This is a genomic window from Bacillus sp. LM 4-2 (assembly GCF_000978495.1).
In the GTDB taxonomy this organism is placed as follows: domain Bacteria; phylum Bacillota; class Bacilli; order Bacillales; family Bacillaceae; genus Bacillus; species Bacillus subtilis.
In genome coordinates, this window is sequence record NZ_CP011101.1 from 3,078,119 (window position 1) to 3,096,982 (window position 18,864).

General features: G+C 43.7%; 20 protein-coding genes. 11 read left to right on the forward strand and 9 right to left on the reverse strand.

Features of this window, described 5'->3' with window-relative positions:
• Positions 1-37: 37 nt before the first annotated feature.
• A complete protein-coding gene (locus bslm_RS15360; RefSeq protein ID WP_038429527.1) occupies positions 38-1,210 on the reverse strand; it encodes an iron-containing alcohol dehydrogenase in 1,173 nt (390 codons plus the stop codon).
• Between the two features lie 101 nt (positions 1,211-1,311).
• Entirely contained in the window at positions 1,312-2,475 is a 1,164-nt protein-coding gene (locus tag bslm_RS15365) for an iron-containing alcohol dehydrogenase (RefSeq protein WP_003228869.1), read from the reverse strand.
• A 225-nt stretch (positions 2,476-2,700) separates the two neighbouring features.
• On the opposite strand from bslm_RS15365, the gene bslm_RS15370 reads away from it, so the two are divergent.
• Entirely contained in the window at positions 2,701-2,937 is a 237-nt protein-coding gene (locus tag bslm_RS15370) for a DUF378 domain-containing protein (protein ID WP_003220771.1), read from the forward strand.
• A gap of 78 nt (positions 2,938-3,015) precedes the next feature.
• On the opposite strand, the gene yugI is transcribed toward bslm_RS15370, so the two are convergent.
• From yugI to bslm_RS15385, 3 genes are all read right to left on the reverse strand, one after another.
• Positions 3,016-3,408 (reverse strand): S1 domain-containing post-transcriptional regulator GSP13, encoded by a 393-nt coding sequence (gene yugI, locus bslm_RS15375; protein WP_003228864.1) that lies wholly within the window; start codon positions 3,406-3,408, stop codon positions 3,016-3,018.
• Positions 3,409-3,609: 201 nt separating this feature from the next.
• On the reverse strand, positions 3,610-4,770 hold the full coding sequence (locus bslm_RS15380) for an aminotransferase (protein ID WP_003228862.1): 1,161 nt from the start codon (positions 4,768-4,770) through the stop codon (positions 3,610-3,612).
• Positions 4,771-5,271 (reverse strand): Lrp/AsnC family transcriptional regulator, encoded by a 501-nt coding sequence (locus bslm_RS15385; RefSeq protein WP_009968070.1) that lies wholly within the window; start codon positions 5,269-5,271, stop codon positions 4,771-4,773.
• Between the two features lie 147 nt (positions 5,272-5,418).
• Between bslm_RS15385 and bslm_RS15390 the strand changes: the two genes are divergently transcribed.
• Complete coding sequence (locus bslm_RS15390) at positions 5,419-6,240, forward strand: alpha/beta fold hydrolase (protein ID WP_014480683.1); 822 nt, start codon at positions 5,419-5,421, stop codon at positions 6,238-6,240.
• Between the two features lie 25 nt (positions 6,241-6,265).
• Here bslm_RS15390 and bslm_RS15395 read toward each other — a convergent pair whose 3' ends face one another.
• Positions 6,266-6,526: a YugE family protein gene (locus bslm_RS15395; protein ID WP_014480684.1), complete on the reverse strand. Its 261-nt coding sequence runs from the start codon at positions 6,524-6,526 to the stop codon at positions 6,266-6,268.
• 86 nt (positions 6,527-6,612) lie between these two features.
• Between bslm_RS15395 and patB the strand changes: the two genes are divergently transcribed.
• The 3 genes from patB (at position 6,613) to kapB (ending at position 9,620) form a co-directional block, all read left to right on the forward strand.
• Positions 6,613-7,776, forward strand: a complete 1,164-nt coding sequence (gene patB / locus bslm_RS15400; protein WP_038429528.1) for a cystathionine beta-lyase PatB — start codon at positions 6,613-6,615, stop codon at positions 7,774-7,776.
• A gap of 125 nt (positions 7,777-7,901) precedes the next feature.
• On the forward strand, positions 7,902-9,188 hold the full coding sequence (gene kinB / locus bslm_RS15405; protein WP_038429529.1) for a sporulation sensor histidine kinase KinB: 1,287 nt from the start codon (positions 7,902-7,904) through the stop codon (positions 9,186-9,188).
• Positions 9,189-9,233: 45 nt separating this feature from the next.
• Positions 9,234-9,620: a kinase-associated lipoprotein KapB gene (gene kapB, locus bslm_RS15410; RefSeq protein WP_046381295.1), complete on the forward strand. Its 387-nt coding sequence runs from the start codon at positions 9,234-9,236 to the stop codon at positions 9,618-9,620.
• Positions 9,621-9,646: 26 nt separating this feature from the next.
• On the opposite strand, the gene kapD is transcribed toward kapB, so the two are convergent.
• Both kapD and bslm_RS21715 read right to left on the reverse strand, forming a co-directional pair.
• Complete coding sequence (kapD, locus tag bslm_RS15415) at positions 9,647-10,264, reverse strand: 3'-5' exonuclease KapD (protein WP_003228846.1); 618 nt, start codon at positions 10,262-10,264, stop codon at positions 9,647-9,649.
• A 75-nt stretch (positions 10,265-10,339) separates the two neighbouring features.
• Positions 10,340-10,543, reverse strand: a complete 204-nt coding sequence (locus tag bslm_RS21715; RefSeq protein WP_003243502.1) for a hypothetical protein — start codon at positions 10,541-10,543, stop codon at positions 10,340-10,342.
• Between bslm_RS21715 and bslm_RS15425 the strand changes: the two genes are divergently transcribed.
• The 3 genes from bslm_RS15425 (at position 10,446) to bslm_RS15435 (ending at position 14,055) form a co-directional block, all read left to right on the forward strand.
• On the forward strand, positions 10,446-11,654 hold the full coding sequence (locus bslm_RS15425) for a multidrug efflux MFS transporter (protein WP_224913148.1): 1,209 nt from the start codon (positions 10,446-10,448) through the stop codon (positions 11,652-11,654). The genes bslm_RS21715 and bslm_RS15425 overlap by 98 nt on opposite strands.
• Positions 11,655-11,746: 92 nt before the next feature.
• The gene (locus bslm_RS15430) at positions 11,747-13,621 is read left to right on the forward strand and encodes a transglycosylase domain-containing protein (protein WP_082098082.1); all 1,875 of its coding nucleotides are present in this window, start codon (positions 11,747-11,749) and stop codon (positions 13,619-13,621) included.
• A 20-nt stretch (positions 13,622-13,641) separates the two neighbouring features.
• Positions 13,642-14,055: a thiol-disulfide oxidoreductase DCC family protein gene (locus bslm_RS15435; RefSeq protein ID WP_003228839.1), complete on the forward strand. Its 414-nt coding sequence runs from the start codon at positions 13,642-13,644 to the stop codon at positions 14,053-14,055.
• 202 nt (positions 14,056-14,257) lie between these two features.
• Here bslm_RS15435 and bslm_RS15440 read toward each other — a convergent pair whose 3' ends face one another.
• Positions 14,258-14,815: a YufK family protein gene (locus bslm_RS15440; protein ID WP_003228837.1), complete on the reverse strand. Its 558-nt coding sequence runs from the start codon at positions 14,813-14,815 to the stop codon at positions 14,258-14,260.
• A gap of 177 nt (positions 14,816-14,992) precedes the next feature.
• Here bslm_RS15440 and maeL point away from each other — a divergent pair, with 177 nt between their 5' ends.
• The 3 genes from maeL (at position 14,993) to nupN (ending at position 18,845) form a co-directional block, all read left to right on the forward strand.
• Positions 14,993-16,594, forward strand: a complete 1,602-nt coding sequence (gene maeL / locus bslm_RS15445; RefSeq protein WP_003228835.1) for a two-component system sensor histidine kinase MaeL — start codon at positions 14,993-14,995, stop codon at positions 16,592-16,594.
• Complete coding sequence (maeM, locus tag bslm_RS15450; RefSeq protein WP_009968074.1) at positions 16,587-17,294, forward strand: two-component system response regulator MaeM; 708 nt, start codon at positions 16,587-16,589, stop codon at positions 17,292-17,294. Before maeL ends, maeM begins: the two co-directional genes overlap by 8 nt.
• 471 nt (positions 17,295-17,765) lie before the next feature.
• Positions 17,766-18,845 (forward strand): guanosine ABC transporter substrate-binding protein NupN, encoded by a 1,080-nt coding sequence (gene nupN, locus bslm_RS15455; RefSeq protein WP_015384509.1) that lies wholly within the window; start codon positions 17,766-17,768, stop codon positions 18,843-18,845.
• Positions 18,846-18,864 lie beyond the last annotated feature (19 nt).

An 18,864-nucleotide genomic window follows, 5' to 3' on the forward strand; every position in this document is an offset into this window, starting at 1 on the left:
AAGAAAGGGCGGAATGACTGGATTCCGCCCTTTGAGTTTATAGAGACGCGCGAAGGATGGCAAGCACGTCATCTTTGTTCAATTTTTGGAAGTTGCCGAAGCCGCCGTGTTCCATTTCCTTGGCTGCGATATCAGCAATCAGCTCAAGCTTTTCTTCTCCAATATTGTAATCAGCAAGACGAGAAGGCGCACCGAGGCTTGTCCAGAACGCAGACAGTTTATCGATTCCTTCAAGCGCAATTTCTTTATCTGTTTTGCCTTCAGTATCAATGTCAAACATGTTGAGCATGAGGTTTTTGAAGCGGCCTACATTTGTATCAAGCGTGTATCTCATCCAGTTTGGGAACAGTATTGCCAAACCGCCCGCGTGCGGAATATCATATACAGCTGAAACAGCGTGTTCCATTGTATGAGAAGCCCAGTCACCGAAGTATCCCATTTGGAGCGTGCCGTTTAAAGCAATAGTACCAGCATACAAAATCGTTTCACGAAGTTCGTAGTTTTCCAGATCTTCAAGAAGCTTAGGAGCTGTTTCGATGACCGTCTGCAAAACAGCAAAGCACATTCTATCCTGAAGCGGCGTGTTTTCAACATTGTGGAAGTATTGTTCGAATACGTGGCTCATCATGTCAACCATGCCGTATACTGTTTGATTTTCCGGAACGGTGAACGTATTTTCAGGGTCTAAAATTGAGAAACGCGGATGAGTGACATTGCTGCCCCATACAAATTTCTCGTTTGTTTCCCAGTTTGTAATCACGGAATCAGGGTTCATTTCAGAGCCTGTCGCAGCAAGCGTTAAAACAGTGCCAAACGGCAGCGCATCCTCCGCTGTTACTTTTTTGCTGAAAATATCCCAAGCGTCGCCATCGTATTTGACGCCAGCTGCGATTGCCTTTGTACAGTCAATCACACTGCCTCCGCCGACAGCAAGCAGAAAATCAATGTCATGCTCTCTGCAAAGCCCTATGCCTTTTTCCACTGTTGCAAGACGCGGGTTCGGCTCTACACCTGACAGCTCATGAACAACAGCGCCCTCTTCTTTTAAAATGCCTGTGACTTGATCATAAAGGCCGTTGCGTTTAATGCTGCCGCCCCCGTAAACAAGCAGTACATTCTTGCCGTATTGTTTGAATTCTTTTCTTAATTGATCAAGCTGACCTTTTCCAAAAATCAGCTTTGTCGGATTATAATAAGTGAAATTTTCCATAGTAAAACCTCCAAATGATGCTGGTAAAAAACAGATTTTCCATTGTAACATAAGTTGACAAAAAGAAAAAGGGAAGCAGCCAAACGGCTATTTCCCCTTTTTTATAGAGATGCTTTCAAAATTGACAGCACATCTTCTTTGTTGAGTGATTTAAATTGGCCGAATGTACCGTTAGCCATTGCCTTGTCAGCAATTGTGTCAAGCTGCTCATCATTAATATCATAATCAGCAAGACGGTTCGGAGCGCCAAGGCTTGTCCAGAATGCGGACAGCTTATCGATACCTTCAAGGGCAATTTCTTCATCCGTTTTACCTGCTTCTTCAACATCAAACACGCGAACTGCAAGCTGTTTCATGCGGGCAGGGTTTTCAGACAATGTGTGTCTCATCCAGTTCGGGAACAGAATCGCCAGTCCGCCGGCATGCGGAATATCATAAACGGCTGATACTGCATGTTCAATATTATGAGTAGCCCAATCCCCTCTTGCCCCCATAGAAAGCATGCCGTTTAATGCGATTGTTCCTGTGTACAGGATCGTCTCACGCAATTCGTAATTTTCGAGATCATTGATCAGCTTAGGCGCTGTTTCAATGACTGTACGCAGAAGTGATTCACACATGCGGTCCTGATACGGCGTGTTTGATACATGATGGAAGTATTGTTCGAATACGTGGCTCATCATGTCAACCATCCCGTAGATCGTGTGGTTTTTAGGTACTGTGAATGTATTCACCGGATCAAGAATCGAAAATTTAGGGAATACGAGCGGGCTGCCCCAGCCGTATTTTTCTTTTGTTTCCCAGTTTGTAATAACAGATCCTGAGTTCATTTCTGAACCAGTCGCAGCGAGAGTCAATACCGTTCCGAATGGCAAAGCATCTTTTGGCTGATGCTTTTTCGTAACGATATCCCACGCATCACCATCATACTTTGCTCCTGCGGCAATCGCTTTTGTACAGTCGATTACGCTTCCGCCTCCGACAGCCAGCAAGAAATCAATGTTTTGTTCTTTACAGATGGCAACACCTTTATTAACAGTCGACACACGAGGATTCGGTTCCACACCTGCTAATTCATGCACGGTCGCTCCGGCTTTATTCAGCTGTTCAATCACTTGATCATACAGGCCGCTGCGTTTAATGCTGCCGCCTCCGTACACAAGCAATACGTTTTTTCCGTAAGGTTTGAGTTCCTCCGGAAGTCTTTCCACTTCGCCGCGCCCGAAAATTAATTTGGTCGGATTCCAGTATGTAAAGTTTTGCATGACATCTCCTCCTTAGATTTTTTATTATGCAGAATGTCCTCACCACATGTAAAGCAATCAGCTCTCACCGATCAGCATACCAGATGGTTTTATTTTGCAAGATGCTGGGAAAGAAGCTGATATAAGCGAGGGCAGGCCAGCCTCATATGGAGAATGCATGTATAGATTCTCCAATATGTCACAATCTATAACTGTTTTAATAATTCATGGAGGAGGTTGCAAAACATGAGTACCATTCAAAGAATTTGTCTTGTATTAACCATCATTGGCGCCATTAACTGGGGACTGATCGGATTTTTCCAATTTGACTTAGTAGCGGCTATCTTCGGCGGCCAAGGGTCAGCTCTTTCCCGAATCATTTACGGACTTGTCGGAATCGCCGGCTTAATCAACCTCGGTCTGCTATTTAAGCCAAACGAGGAAAGATCACGTGAAGAAGCAGCAAATCCTGAAATGCGATAGGATATCAATCACGCTGAAATAGGATTTTGCATGAAATCAAAAGCACCGAACATTCCTGTCCGGTGCTTTTTTTCATGCTTATTTTTTGATAAGGTCTTTGCGGTTGGACATTTCGATCCACTCTTCAAGCTTATCTTTTAATGTGTTGAAACCTTGTGGTGTAGAAGCTTCTTCGCTTACTTGAGCAGCTTTAGGTTTTCTTGGTTTGCTTTCTTTTTTCTCAGGCGCAGCTTGTGTCGCACGAATTGAAAGGCTGATTTTGCCTTTTTCTTCATCAACAGCAAGTACTTTTACTTGTACTTCGTCGCCAACTGAAAGGTGCTCGTTGATATCTTTTACGAAACCGTGAGTCACTTCAGAAATGTGTACTAAACCTTGAGTTTCTTCATCTAATGCAACAAACGCACCATACGCTTGTAATCCTGTAACTTTACCAGTGTAAACACTGCCCACTTCAAATTTTGCTGCCATTCATAACAACTCCTAAGTTAAATTAAATATCTGTTTATACGCAATTTAAAATTATATCACACATGTCTTATTTCCGCAAAGAAAACTTTTTTATAAAAAATCAGGTTTATGCACAGCAAAAAGGGGGTAAACTGAAAATACCAAAGGCTTTCTAGTATTCCCCCCTTTTATTGGATGCGAACAAAAGGTTCGTATCTTTTTTTATGTTGTTTTGTGCAGGAAGCGTTTCATTCTGACTAACGCTTCTTGAAGCTGTTCAATCGAGGTTGCGTATGAACAACGGATATATCCCTCACCGCTCGGACCAAACACACTTCCAGGAACAACTGCCACTTTTTCCTGCGTCAGAAGCTCCTCGGCAAACTGTTCTGAACTCATCCCCGTGCTTTTAATTGATGGAAAAGCATAGAAAGCGCCGCCCGGATGATGACAGCTGAGACCGATTTCATTGAGCGATTCTACAAACAGATTCCGTCTTCTTCGATAGCTTTTTTTCATTTTTTCTACGTCTTCCATGCCGTTCTTCAGGCCTTCAAGGGCGGCAAACTGCGCCATTGCGGGCGCGCACATCATCGCATACTGATGAATTTTAAGCATGGCATCCCGAAGCAAGGATGGTGCCGCGGCAAAACCGAGCCTCCAGCCCGTCATTGCAAATGCTTTTGAAAAGCCTGAGATGACTACCGTCCGTTCCTTCATTCCCGGTAATGCCGCTATACTTGTAAATTCCTCATCATATGTCAGCTCCGCGTAGATCTCGTCGGCTAAGACGATGACATCATGTTTTTTGGCAAACTCAGCAATCTCATTCAGCTCTTCCTTCGAATAAACCGAACCTGTCGGATTCGATGGTGAGCAGATGAGAATAGCCTTTGTTTTTTCAGTGACTGCCGCTTCAAAATCAGCAGCCGTTGCTTTAAATCCTTTGTCTGCCGTTGTATGAACGTGAACCGGGATACCGCCTGCCAAAGAAACAAGCGCATCGTACGCCACAAAACACGGCTCAGGAATGATAACTTCCTCACCTGGATTCACAATGGCGCGGATCGCAATATCCAAAGCCTGACTTGCACCCACTGTCACAATCAGCTCATTATCTGGCGAGTAGCTAAGGTCAAACCTGTTGCTCAAATAACGGCTGATCTCCTCCCGCAATGAGTATAAACCCGCATTGGCCGTGTATGACGTATATCCTTGTTCAAGAGAGAGAATGCTTGCTTCGCGGACATTCCACGCGGTAACAAAATCAGGCTCGCCGACGCCTAAAGAAATGACGCCTTCCATCGTTGCCGCCAAATCAAAGAATTTGCGGATGCCGGATGGTTTTATTTGTTGTACATAGTCTGATAAATACGAAGTCATTTACGGTGACACCACGATTCTTTTGTCGTCGTCTCCTGTTTCAAACACTTTGCCGTCATGCTTGTATTTTTTCAGGATAAAATGGGTTGTCGTAGATACAACTGAATCAAGCGTTGAGAGTTTATCCGAAACAAAACGCGCTACGTCAGACATCGAATTGCCGCGAATCACGACAGACAAATCGTATACGCCTGACATCAGGTAAACTGATTCAACCTCTTGGAATCGGTAAATCCGTTCCGCCACTTCATCAAAACCGACGCCCCGCTTCGGCGTTACTTTGACGTCGATCATGGCCGTAACGCCCTCATGTCCGTCTACTTTTCGCCAATCAATCATAGCGGAATAATCGATAATAACCTTTTCTTTCTCCAGTTTGTCAATAATTGTTTTTACTTCATTTACAGGGATGCCCGCCATCTTTGCGATTGTTTCTAAATCGGCGCGGCTGTTTTCGTCTAAAATTTCTAATATTTCTGTTTCTTTTTCTGTCAATTTCATTTGATTCACACCTTTGCAATGTCAAGAAATCTCATGACATTATATCACGTTTTTTGACGAATGCTAAGAAAAAACGAGGAGAAACTTCCGCTAGAATTTACAATTTCAGGGCATAATACAACCATCAAAAAAAGGGAGTGACACAGAATGGAGGCGGTTTCACCAATAAGGCGGTTTACGGTCGATGGAGTCAATGTATACTACGAACATTATCAAAATCCCGGCAGGCAAACGCTGGTCTGCGTACACGGTTTTTTATCATCTGCATTCAGCTTCAGAAAAGTAATTCCTCTCCTTCGGGACAAGTACGACATCATCGCGCTTGATTTGCCTCCTTTCGGCCAATCTGAAAAATCAAGAACGTTTATCTATACCTATCAAAACCTTGCTAAGCTTGTCATTGGGATTTTGGAGCACTTGCAAGTGAAGCAGGCTGTGCTTGTCGGGCATTCTATGGGCGGACAGATATCGCTGTCTGCTGCGCTCCAAAAACCGGAGCTTTTTTCAAAGGTTGTGCTGCTTTGCAGTTCGGGATATTTAAAACGTTCACACCCGACGATCATTTTCGGGACCCATATCCCGTATTTTCATCTTTATATCAAACGCTGGCTCTCGAAAGAAGGCGTGATGAAAAATTTATTAAATGTGGTGCATGACAAATCGCTGATTGATGAGGAGATGATTGACGGCTATGGCAGACCGTTTCAGGACGAGCAGATTTTCAAAGCCATGACAAGGTTTATCCGCCACAGAGAAGGAGATTTAGAACCCGAGCAATTGAAGAAAATGAACAAACCTGCTCTGTTGATTTGGGGCGAGGAGGATCGAATTGTCCCAATGGAGATCGGTAAACGGCTGCACGCAGATTTGCCTAATTCCGTGCTGTACTCACTTGGCCAGACCGGACATCTGGTGCCTGAAGAACGGCCTGAACTTGTTTCTGAACACATTGCTGATTTTATCAATTAAAAAAACCGGTGCTGAACCGGTTTTTTTAAGGCGTGCAGGAGCTGCTGTTTTTAATGAATAAAAGCTGGCCAGCCACTTCCCGGCAGCTGTCGATCGGCAGCGTTTGTTCAAAAGAAGTTTCAAATATTTGCTGAATGCTTTTCGCCAGCACGTCAGGATCGTCTTCATCATAGACTGCCTGCACGACATCAACAGCCTCCGTTTCGTAAAACTCTTCTCCATATTTAAACGGGTCCCATTTGGCAATGATCTTAATCATTTCCCTGACCGCTTGACTTTCTTCCATATTCATCACCGCTTATAATAAAATTTGCAGTTCTATCTTATCATAGTGAAGCTTAGAAGAATAAACATACATGAGGGGGTAACAGAATGAACTTTGATAAACGAGAAGAACGCCTTGGCACCCAATCTGTCAAATGGGACAAAACAGGCGAATTATTTGGCGTGACAGACGCACTCCCGATGTGGGTGGCGGATATGGATTTTCGCGCCCCGGAAGCGATAACTGAAGCGTTAAAAGAGCGTCTTGACCACGGTATTTTTGGTTATACAACTCCAGATCAAAAAACGAAGGATGCTGTGTGCGGATGGATGCAAAACAGGCACGGCTGGAAGGTAAATCCGGAAAGCATCACATTCAGCCCCGGCGTTGTAACAGCTTTGAGCATGGCGGTACAAGCTTTTACGGAGCCTGGCGATCAAGTAGTTGTTCAGCCTCCAGTTTATACGCCTTTTTACCATATGGTGGAGAAAAACGGCCGGCACATTTTACATAATCCGCTGCTAGAAAAAGACGGCGCATATGCAATGGATTTTGAAGATTTGGAGACGAAGCTTCGTGACCCAAGCGTTACATTGTTTATTTTATGCAATCCTCATAACCCTTCTGGGCGTTCATGGAGCCGGGAAGATTTACTGAAGCTAGGCGAATTGTGCCTTGAGCATGGCGTCACAGTTGTATCGGATGAAATCCATTCCGATTTAATGCTGTACGGACATAAACACACGCCGTTCGCTTCGCTCTCTGTCGATTTCGCTGATATTTCTGTGACATGTGCTGCTCCAAGCAAAACATTTAATATCGCCGGATTGCAGGCTTCAGCGATCATTATTCCTGATCGCCTGAAGCGCGCCAAGTTTTCCGCAAGCCTTCAGCGAAATGGTTTAGGCGGACTGAGCGCGTTTGCCGTCACTGCAATCGAAGCCGCGTATTCAAAAGGCGGACCGTGGCTTGATGAATTGATCACTTACATTGAGAAAAACATGAACGAAGCGGAAGCCTTTTTGAGCACCGAGCTGCCAAAGGTCAAAATGATGAAGCCGGATGCATCATACTTGATTTGGCTCGACTTCAGCGCTTACGGCTTGTCCGATGCAGAGCTTCAGCAAAGAATGTTAAAAAAAGGAAAAGTCATTTTAGAGCCCGGGACGAAATACGGGCCTGGCGGAGAAGGATTTATGCGCCTGAACGCGGGATGCTCTCTTGCAACCCTGCAGGACGGCCTGCGCCGCATCAAAGCCGCATTATCGTAAATATAGCTGTAAACGCCTTTACGTCTTCATTTGTAAAGGCGTTCTTAATAAAGGAATTTTATATTTTACTTCTAATATTTAGTGTTATAATAGATTCATATTTTATACGAAAGGATTTCACACGAATGGAAATTCTAAAAGACTATCTTCTGCACATCTGCTTTATTTTGTTTCCTATTCTTCTTTACCAAGTGTTTTGGCTTGGAAAACCTGCGATTCTTGTGCCAAAAATAAACAGCGGTTTGGTCACGCTCTTCGCCTGCGGCGCCTCCGTTTTATGCATTATTTTCCCGATTCATGAAATGGACTACATACAATACGGCCTTCAGATGATTCCCGTTATCATTTGTTTATTTTACATTAGTACCGCTTCCGGACTTACAGTCGCTGCATCTGTCCTATGTTTTGAACTGCTTTTTTACGAACCTTCCGCAATGTTTGTTTTCACTTTGCTGCCTTTTCTTATCATTATCCCAATCTTATTTCAGAAAAAATGGCCATTCATGTCCAAAGCGAAAAAACTGCTGCTGTCTTTATTGATCAGCTGCGTGGAGATTTTCCTATTTTTCGCCTCAAGCTGGATTCTATCCGCCTTGAATATTTTAAATTTTCAAAAATCAGGAATTTTCGTTTACGAGGCGGCAGTCTCAGGGCTTTTCCGCTCCAGTGTTCTTCTATTAAGCATCTATATTATCGAAAGCATCGCCGAAAATATCGCCCTGCGCTCACAGCTTATCCATTCTGAAAAAATGACGATTGTGAGTGAACTGGCAGCGAGCGTCGCTCATGAGGTCAGGAATCCGCTGACAGTTGTCCGCGGGTTTGTCCAGTTGCTTTTTAATGACGAAACCTTACAAAACAAGTCGAGTGTGGATTACAAAAAGCTTGTACTGTCAGAGCTTGACCGGGCGCAAGGCATTATTACAAACTATCTCGATATGGCCAAACAGCAATTATACGAAAAAGAGGTTTTTGACCTATCTGCCCTTATCAAAGAGACAAGCTCCCTTATGGTGTCGTACGCCAATTACAAGTCAGTAACCGTCGAGGCTGAAACAGAACCGGACCTTTTGATATACGGAGACGCAACAAAGCTGAAGCAGGCTGTCATCAACCTGATGAAAAACAGCATTGAAGCGGTTCCTCACGGTAAGGGGATGATCCACATATCAGCCAAAAGAAACGGCCATACGATCATGATCAACATCACAGACAATGGGGTCGGGATGACAGACCATCAAATGCAAAAACTCGGCGAACCTTATTATTCCTTAAAAACGAACGGAACGGGACTCGGCCTCACCGTAACCTTTTCCATTATTGAACATCATCACGGGACCATTTCATTTAACAGCAGCTTCCAAAAAGGCACTACGGTGACCATTAAGCTTCCCGCTGATCTTCCTCACTAGCAAATCGATTGGAACTTTAATAGAATAAATGCGAGGTGATGACAGATGAGCACGTTTGAGACAGGCTCTATCGTTAAAGGATTTTACAAAACAGGTGTATACATAGGAGAAATCACGGCTTGCAGGCCGCAGCATTATTTAGTGAAAGTGAAAGCGGTTCTTACCCATCCCGCTCAGGGAGACCTTCATCATCCAAAACAGGCGGATGTGCCATTTTTTCATGAGAGAAAAGCGCTTGCATATGGTGAACAGACCAATATCCCCCACCATATGGTGAAGCCTTATGATGGTGAAGTGCCGGATTATACAAAATCTCTGCGGGAGGCGACAGCACAGCTGAGAGCCAAATTGAATGAGGATGGTTCGGAGTGGGCAAAGCGCTCCCTTCATAATCTGGACATTTTAGAAAAAGAATATTTTAACCGGCCATAACCCAGTCTGACAAAAGATTGGGTTTTTTACGTCGCGCGCTTCAACAGTTCGGTTAAATCGATTCTCTCGCCGATTGTGGGCGGTTTTGGCTTTTCGAGATACTGCTTATCCTGCTCAACAAGCTTAAAAAGTTTATATGCTGTAAGAGCATCATCAAGCGCTTTATGATGGGTGCCGGTTCCGGAATCTCCATACTCTTCGGCAGCTTTCCATAAACCCGTCAATGTCCGGTCTCCAAAAAAGTTTTTGTATTCAAGCGATAAATCTCTCATTTCTCCCTTAAACGGGAAAGGGATATGATTAAACATACAGTTTTGCTTCAGCACTTTCATATCCATGTTTCCCCACGTAATTATTGTGCTGTTTTTCTCAGGATCCAGCTCGTTTAGTTTACGGATGAAATCCTCGAATCTCATTCCTTCGTCTACCTGTTTTTGGGTTATTTTTAAAAATGATTTGCAGCGTTTCGTAAGCTTCGGGAACTTTTTCGGTCTAACATAGCTAGAAAACGTCTCAACCACTTCATCATCAATCGACTTTACAATTCCGGCTTCAATGATTTCCGGGAAGAAGTTTTGAGGACTGTACTTTCCGTCGGGCATTGTAAATTCGAAATCAATAATGAGTAAGCTGTTTGTCGTCACCTTTTTACACCTGCCTTTCCTCCGATCAGAAAATGCTATCTTTATAGTATATCAATTCCCCTTCTCGACATTTCTTCATTTTCTAAAAATAATGAATTTTCCCAGCCGCTTCGTTTCTTTTAAATTGTGAATCGTTTCTTTATAATTAGTAAGGAACCCGAAATAATAAGAAGGTGATGTTATTTCTATCCGTAAGAAAAACTTTGTCATTGTGTGGCTGGCGAACTTTTTTGTCTCCGCTAGCACAACGATGATCGTTCCTTTTCTCTCCTTATACATTGAGACGCTCAGCTCTTTTTCAAACGGCTTTGTGCAAAGGTGGAGCGGCTATGTGTTCGGCATTACATTTCTCATGGCGTTTTTGGTATCCCCGTTTTGGGGACGGTTCGGAGACAAACGCGGATATAAGAAAATCCTTATGGCAACCGGAACAGGCATTGCCCTTAGCATTTTCTTCATGGGCTTTGTTACATCGGTGTACCAATTGTTTTTTCTGCGTATGGCAATGGGTCTTGTAACCGGATTCATCCCGACATCTCTTGCGATGATTTCGGCACAGACTCCGAAGAGCTCAGCCGGCAAAACGCTTGGCACGCTGCAAATGGGGCAAGTGTCCGGAAGCTTGTTCGGCCCGCTTTTGGGAGGCATGCTTGCTGATCATTTCGGCTTTACGTATACCTTTTTTATCACATCCTTTGTGATTTTCTCGTCTGTTCTTCTCGTGTTATTTGGTGTCAAAGAAAAGCCTCTTGCAGAGAAAACAGCCAAACGTACGTCTTACTCGAGAAAAGAAGTGCTCTCCTATATTTTTCACCAGCCGGCGCTGTGGGTCATGATGCTGTTAACCATGCTGATTCAAACAGGCAATTTCAGTATCCAGCCCCTGCTCGCTTTATATGTAAATGAGCTGCACGGACCTGTCAATCTTGCCTTTTTCTCCGGCATGGCATTTTCAGCAACGGGGCTCGGAAGTTTGCTGCTGGCTAGAAAATGGGGTGATCTGGGCGACCGCTACGGCCACCGCCGCATTTTAATCGGACTTTTGCTCGCCGCCTCTTTCTTTTTTATTCCGCAGGCGCTCGCGTCCTCACTCAGCGTGCTCCTTGTTTTTAGATTTTTATTCGGAATGGCGATGGGCGGTTTGCTGCCATGCATTACGGCAGCGATCCGCGTTCAGGCTCCCGGCAGCATTCAAGGTGAAGTTCTCGGCTACAATGTCAGCTTTCGCTTTTTAGGAAACGTGCTCGGGCCTCTGCTCGGCGGAATCATATCGAGCCACTTTACCATTTCGGCCACCTTTTACGTCACGGCGTTTCTCTTTTTCGCCGGCGCCTGCATGCTTTGGATCATGCAGAAACTTCGGAAAGATTCTTATGCCAAAGCAAGCTGATTCCGAGAAAAAACTGAGGAATCTTCTAAATTTAACCTTCTCGTAATCTCAAAAGAATGGTACGATATGGCTAGAATTTAGGAGAAAAGAGAGTGACCATGTTACGAAAAATAATCGGATGGATTTTGCTCCTTTGCATAATCCCATTGTTTGCATTTACAGTTATCGCTTCCGGAAAAGAAGTAAAACAAATGAAGTCCCTGGATCAGGTGCTTGATAAAAATATTAATCTGAAAGATATCAGCCTTGTTCAGAACAGCTACATGTATGACAGGGACGGCTCCCTTGTCTCGGAAATCGTCAGCGACCACGAAAACCGTGTGCTCGTTCCATTTAACAAGATTCCCGAGGAAGTCAAACAGATTTTCTTAACATCTGAGGACCGCCATTTTTACGAGCATAAAGGCTTTGACTTTATGGGAATGGTGCGGGCTACTGCTTCTAACGTAAAAGACAAGAAAATTGACCAGGGTGCCAGCACCATCACACAGCAGCTTTCAAGAAACTTATATTTGAGCCACGAACGCTCCTTCAGCCGCAAGCTGACAGAGCTCGCGTATTCCTATCAGCTGGAGAAAAAATATACGAAAAATGAAATTCTTGAAGCTTACTTAAATACCATTTATTTTAACAATGGTGTTTATGGCGTCGGTTCAGCGGCTGAATTCTATTTCAGCAAACCGCTGAAATCTCTCACAGTGGGAGAAATGGCTTTTATCTGTGCTATACCTAATAACCCTACATTATATGATCCTCTCAAGCATTTTGACTACACGAAAAGCCGTCAAGAACGTTTGCTTAAAGGGCTAAAAGATGCCGGGGTCATTACGGACAAAGAGCTGAAAAAAGCCATAAAACAAAAAATCAAACTGGATGTTGAAAAAAGAGAAGACAAATATCCTGACTACGTTTCCTACGTCAATGATGAATTCACTCAGCTAGTGTCTGAATCAGAAGGCTTTGATAAACGCCTTCAAAAAGCATCAGGAAAACAAAAAGAAAAGATCGAGAACGAGCTGTCCGCAAGAGTCAGCACGCTGATGAAAGACGGCGTGAAAATTTATACTGCACTTGATCCGTACATGCAAAATCAAGTTGTGGCACAAATGAATTCCAAGCTCCCGTATGCGGACGTACAGGGCGGAGCGGCTGTGATTAATCACCAGACGCATCAAATCATCGCTCTATCCGGCGGGAAAAACTATCAAAAATATGACTTTAACCGCGCCTACCAGGCGTACAGGCAGCCGGGGTCATCCATTAAGCCGCTTCTTGATTACGGCCCTTATATTGAACAGACCGGCGCGACAGGAAGCAGCACCATTGATGCCAGCAAGTTTTGCAGCAAAGACTACTGTCCGCAAAACTACAATAACCGCACTTACGGCACAGTGACGCTTGATACGGCGTTTAAAAATTCATATAATACACCGGCTATTAGAATGCTCGACCGCGTCGGCATCCAAAAGGCATTCAGTTATATTGAACCGTATCATTTTGCCAAACTTGTCGACAGTGACTATCTTCTTCCGGCGGCGCTTGGCGGATTTACAAACGGCATGACGCCTCTTGAGATGACAAAGGCTTATACGACATTCGGCAACAGCGGAAGCTATACGCCGAGCCATGCGATTACAAAGGTGACAGACCTTAAAGGAAAAACGCTTTATAAATGGAATGATAAAGCGACTCAAATATTCAGCGTCCGCACGAACATGCAGCTGAAAAAACTGATGTCTTCCGTTGTGAAAAGCGGAACAGGGAAAAAAGCATATTTCAATGCGCCTTACATCGGCGGTAAAACCGGAACATCAAATGATTATCACGATATGTGGTTTGTCGGCCTGACTGATACGTATACAATGGGTGTCTGGGTCGGAAAGGACACACCGACCAGCGTTGAATATCTTCACAGCATCAGCCCTCAGCTTTCCATCTGGAAAGGAACGCTGCAAGCTGCTTATTAAAGGATCGGAGGGGATATGGGGTGACTTCAGAACAAATTCCAAATCGCGTTTTGCTGTTTGACGGTGTCTGCAATTTATGCAATGGCGCCGTGCAATTTATCATTAAACGTGATCCGGACGGATTGATTTCTTTCACATCGCTGCAGTCGGAAACAGGACAGAGCCTGCTGAAAAAAAGCGGGCTTCCGACTGATCGGTTTGACAGCTTTGTCTTTATTGAAGACGGCCAAGTGTACACAAAGTCAACTGCAGCCATTAAGGTTTTCAGGCATCTGCGAGGCCCATGGCGGCTCTTCGTCCTTTTTTTCGCAGTGCCGAAGCCTGTCAGAGATATGGTCTATTCTTTCATTGCCAAAAACCGCTATAAGTGGTTTGGCAAAAAAAATGAATGTATGCTCCCCTCCCCTTCCATTAAAAAAAGATTTTTACCGTAAATAAAAAATGGCTAGGAAGCTAGCCATCACAGATTGTTGACAAAATCCTAAAACGGCTTCGTTTTAGGATTTTGTCATCTATTCAGCGTGATTGAAAACTTTTGAAGTTGTGAAACGGCGGAAACCTGAGAATCTAGCCGCCGTTTCATTGCGTACAGAGCACGAAGCGCAAATCTGACCACCAAACGCTGAAATGGCTAGCTTACACAGGTAAGCTAGCCATTATGCTATTATAAAGCTTGATAAATATGAACAGAATACCGATAACAAAGGTAAACCAAAACAGCAGTTCCAATAGAATGAATCCGACTAATGACATGAGAGAAAGCGTCGAATAAATCCGGTACACGGTAAACACAAAGTAAGCGAGCGTGACGACCGCAAACCAGATCACAATCCAAATGACATTTTGCAAGAGCACAAAGGATAAAATCCCGCCGCCCAAATAAATCATGGAACCCATTCTGAGTTTTTTCAGGTTGTTCCCTTCCGGATCATTAGCAAAAAACAGCAATGACAGCTCGGTCACGGTATTTGCAATTAATTTCAGAGCGGACAGAACCATAAAATATAAAAGTGCAAAGGCAGCAAATAACGCAAGCCTGATTCCTTTCTCTGAAAAATAATCGAGCATTCCATCATACATTCCAAATGAAGACAGCATCTTCAACGCATAAAGTGAAGTTGAGATGGATAAGGACGAACTAAAAAGCAGGATCGCAATCAGCGGAAAATATCCTGTCAAATAAGTATTTTTCATATAAAAAAGTCCCTTTCTATAATCTACCTCATTTATTATGGAGGACTTAAAACACATTGACAAGATAAATTATTCCATTTTTTCTCCTTTTTACGAATTACGGTCCCAAATCTTCACAAAGCAGCATTTTGAGAGTAAAGTAGTACGCAGGAATCATAAAACGTAAGGAAGTTTTATATGAAAAAAACATTAAAACTGCAAACCAGACTCACCATATTTGTTTGTATCGTTGTATTAATCGCATTGCTCATTACGTTTTTTACAGTCGGTGCCCAAACCACCAAACGAATTAGAGATCAGGAAAAGGCCACTGCGCTGCAGACTGCTGAAATGGTAGCTGAGGCGCCGATGACAGCCGCTGCTTTAGAAAGCGGAAAAAAACAAAAGGAACTGCAGAGCTACACAAAGCGGGTTCAGAAAATTACCGGCACGGAATTTGTTGTCGTCATGGATATGAACGGTATCCGCAAAACTCATCCTGACCCGAGCAAAATCGGAAAAAAATTCAGAGGCGGTGATGAGTCCGAGGTATTAAAAGGGCATGTCCATATCAGCACAGCCTCTGGCACGCTCGGGAAATCGCAGAGAGCGTTCGTCCCTGTCTACGCGGAGAATGGAAAACAAGTCGGTGCAGTCGCGGTCGGCATCACCGTAAATGAAATTGATGAAGTGATCAGCCATAGCTTACGGCCGCTTTACTTTATTATTTGCGTCAGCATCTTCGTCGGTGTGATCGGAGCCGTTATCGTCGCCCGTACAGTGAAAAATATCATGTACGGACTTGAACCTTATGAAATTGCGACTCTGCTTGAAGAACGGAGCGCGATGCTGGAATCGACGAAGGAAGGAATACTCGCTGTCGATGAACATGGCAAAATTAAACTTGCCAACGCGGAAGCAAAACGCCTATTCGTCAAAATGGGCATCAACACAAATCCCATTGATCAGGATGTAGACGACATCTTGCCGAAAAGCCGCTTGAAAAAGGTCATTGAGACAAAAAAACCTCTTCAAGACAGAGACGTCCGCATTAACGGGCTGGAGCTTGTGTTTAATGAAGTTCCTATCCAGCTGAAAGGACAAACTGTCGGAGCGATTGCAACATTCCGCGACAAGACCGAGGTAAAACATTTAGCTGAACAGCTTTCCGGTGTTAAAATGTATGCAAACGCACTGAGAGCGCAGTCTCATGAATTTATGAACAAACTGCATGTGATATTAGGTCTCGTCCAGCTGAAAGAGTATGATGATCTTGGAGATTATATTAAAGATATAGCCATACAGCAAAAATCAGAAACAAGTGAAATTATAAATGATGTCAAAAGCTCCGTACTGGCCGGTTTTCTGCTTGGAAAGCAAAGCTTTATACGTGAGCAGGGCGCAAATCTTGATATTGAATGCAACGGTGTCATCCCGAACGCGGCAGACCCTTCTGTCATCCATGAACTTATTACAATCATCGGAAATCTCATCAACAATGGCTTAGATGCCGTTGCCGATATGCCGAAAAAACAAATCACCATGTCCATGCGCTTCCATAACAGCATACTGGACATTGAAATTACCGATACTGGAGCAGGCATGTCTGAAGAAGACCAAGCCAAAGTATTTGAACAAGGCTATTCAACAAAGGGCAAAAACCGGGGATTCGGCCTTTATTTCACACAGCAAAGCATCGAAAATTTAAAAGGCCAAATGATCCTCACAAGCGAAAAGAATGAAGGAACGACATTCAGTATTCGCATCCCGTACGAACCGAAGGAGGAAAATCATGATTAATGTACTAATAGTTGAAGATGACCCCATGGTGGGTGAATTAAATAAACGATACTTAAGCCAAATAGATGGCTTTCAGCTGAAAGGCATCGCTTCTTCCTTTCAAAGCGCTCTGCATATTTTAGGGGAGCACCATATTGACCTCATTTTGCTTGATATTTATATGCCGGGAAAAAACGGGCTGGAACTGCTGACGGAATTGAGAGCCCAAAATGAAGCGGTTGACGTGATTGTCATCTCAGCGGCCAGCGAGCTTGACGTGATCAAGAAAACACTTCGGTACGGAGCTGTTGATTATTTAATCAAACCGTTTGAATTTGAACGATTCCAAACGGCTCTGTCTGATTACAGACGAAAACAAAAGGTGTATTCAACCCATCGCAACATGAGCCAAAAAGAACTGGACGCCGAGCTTTTTCAAAAGAAAGAAGCAACAGAAAAAGTGCAGCTTCCTAAAGGCCTGACAAAAAGCACGCTGAAGCTGATCTGGTCCAGTATCCAGTCATTTGAAAATGAATCTTTTACGACAGAAGACTTGGCAAAGCACACAGAAATCTCTCAAGTATCCATACGAAAATACTTAAAGTTTCTTGAAGATATACAGGTTCTGAATGTAGAAATGGCGTACGGAACGATCGGAAGACCTGTGTTTCAGTACAACGTCAACAACAGTAACATTAACGGAATAAAGCAATATCTATAAGAAAACGCACTGCTTGCTTTGAGCAGTGCGTTTTTCTGTCATATCTCTTGCCAAGATGCTTGATTCTATTGTTGATAAGTTATACAAGAATAACAAAGGGCTTTCACATTTTTAAGCAAATAATTCTAAAAATAGATAATTTTTAAAAAATTATGCGAAATTCTATTTATTTCTTATTAGTTAAATGATAAATTATGATTGGTTAGTTGATCCCGAAAAACTAAGTCATAAGTCTTACTTCAGAAAACGATGTCACGGTTTTCCGCCCGGAACGCCTTCCGCATCCTTCTCTTCCCCGCCTTTCGAAGGAAATACTCACACCACGCTTATTCAGGGAAGAATAGAACTGTCTCAGCGCATTCCATTTGTTATTATCAGAAAATTTTATCGATTCTAAGAAATTGTTCAGGACAGCCCATCACATGACTGGCCGGATCAGCTTTGAACCAAATTTTTCTGGGGGGTTATATCTTGAATAAACGAAAAATCGGATTGGCGATGTCACTTGTGATCGCAGCAGGCACCATATTAGGAGCATGCGGAAACAGCGAAAAAAGCAGCGGCTCAGGCGAAGGCAAAAACAAATTCAGTGTGGCGATGGTTACTGACGTAGGCGGAGTGGATGACAAATCCTTCAACCAATCAGCCTGGGAAGGCATCCAAGCCTTTGGGAAAGAGAATGGGCTGAAAAAAGGCAAAAACGGTTACGACTATCTTCAATCCAAATCTGATGCAGACTATACAACGAACTTAAATAAATTGGCGCGTGAGAATTTTGACTTAATTTACGGCGTCGGCTACTTAATGGAGGATTCAATCAGCGAAATTGCTGACCAGCGTAAAAATACAAACTTTGCGATTATAGATGCTGTTGTCGATAAAGACAACGTCGCAAGTATTACGTTTAAAGAGCAGGAAGGCTCATTTCTCGTCGGAGTGGCCGCAGCCCTATCAAGCAAATCAGGAAAAATCGGCTTTGTAGGCGGCATGGAATCAGAGTTGATCAAAAAATTCGAGGTCGGCTTCCGTGCCGGCGTGCAAGCAGTTAACCCTAAAGCCGTTGTAGAAGTGAAATACGCAGGGGGTTTCGATAAAGCCGATGTCGGTAAAGCAACCGCCGAAAGCATGTATAAATCAGGCGTAGATGTTATTTATCACTCTGCGGGCGCCACTGGCACAGGCGTCTTTACTGAAGCGAAAAACCTGAAAAAAGAAGATCCAAAACGCGATGTCTGGGTCATCGGTGTCGATAAAGACCAATACGCAGAAGGCCAGGTAGAAGGAACAGATGATAACGTCACCCTCACTTCCATGGTGAAAAAAGTAGATACAGTCGTTGAAGATGTAACGAAAAAAGCGAGTGACGGAAAGTTCCCGGGCGGCGAAACACTTACCTACGGGCTTGATCAAGACGGAGTCGGCATTTCTCCATCTAAACAAAATCTATCGGATGATGTGATCAAAGCGGTCGATAAATGGAAGAAAAAAATCATCGACGGATTGGAAGTCCCGGCAACTGAGAAAGAGCTCAAAACCTTCAAAGCTGAATAAGAATCGCAGGGATAAGGAG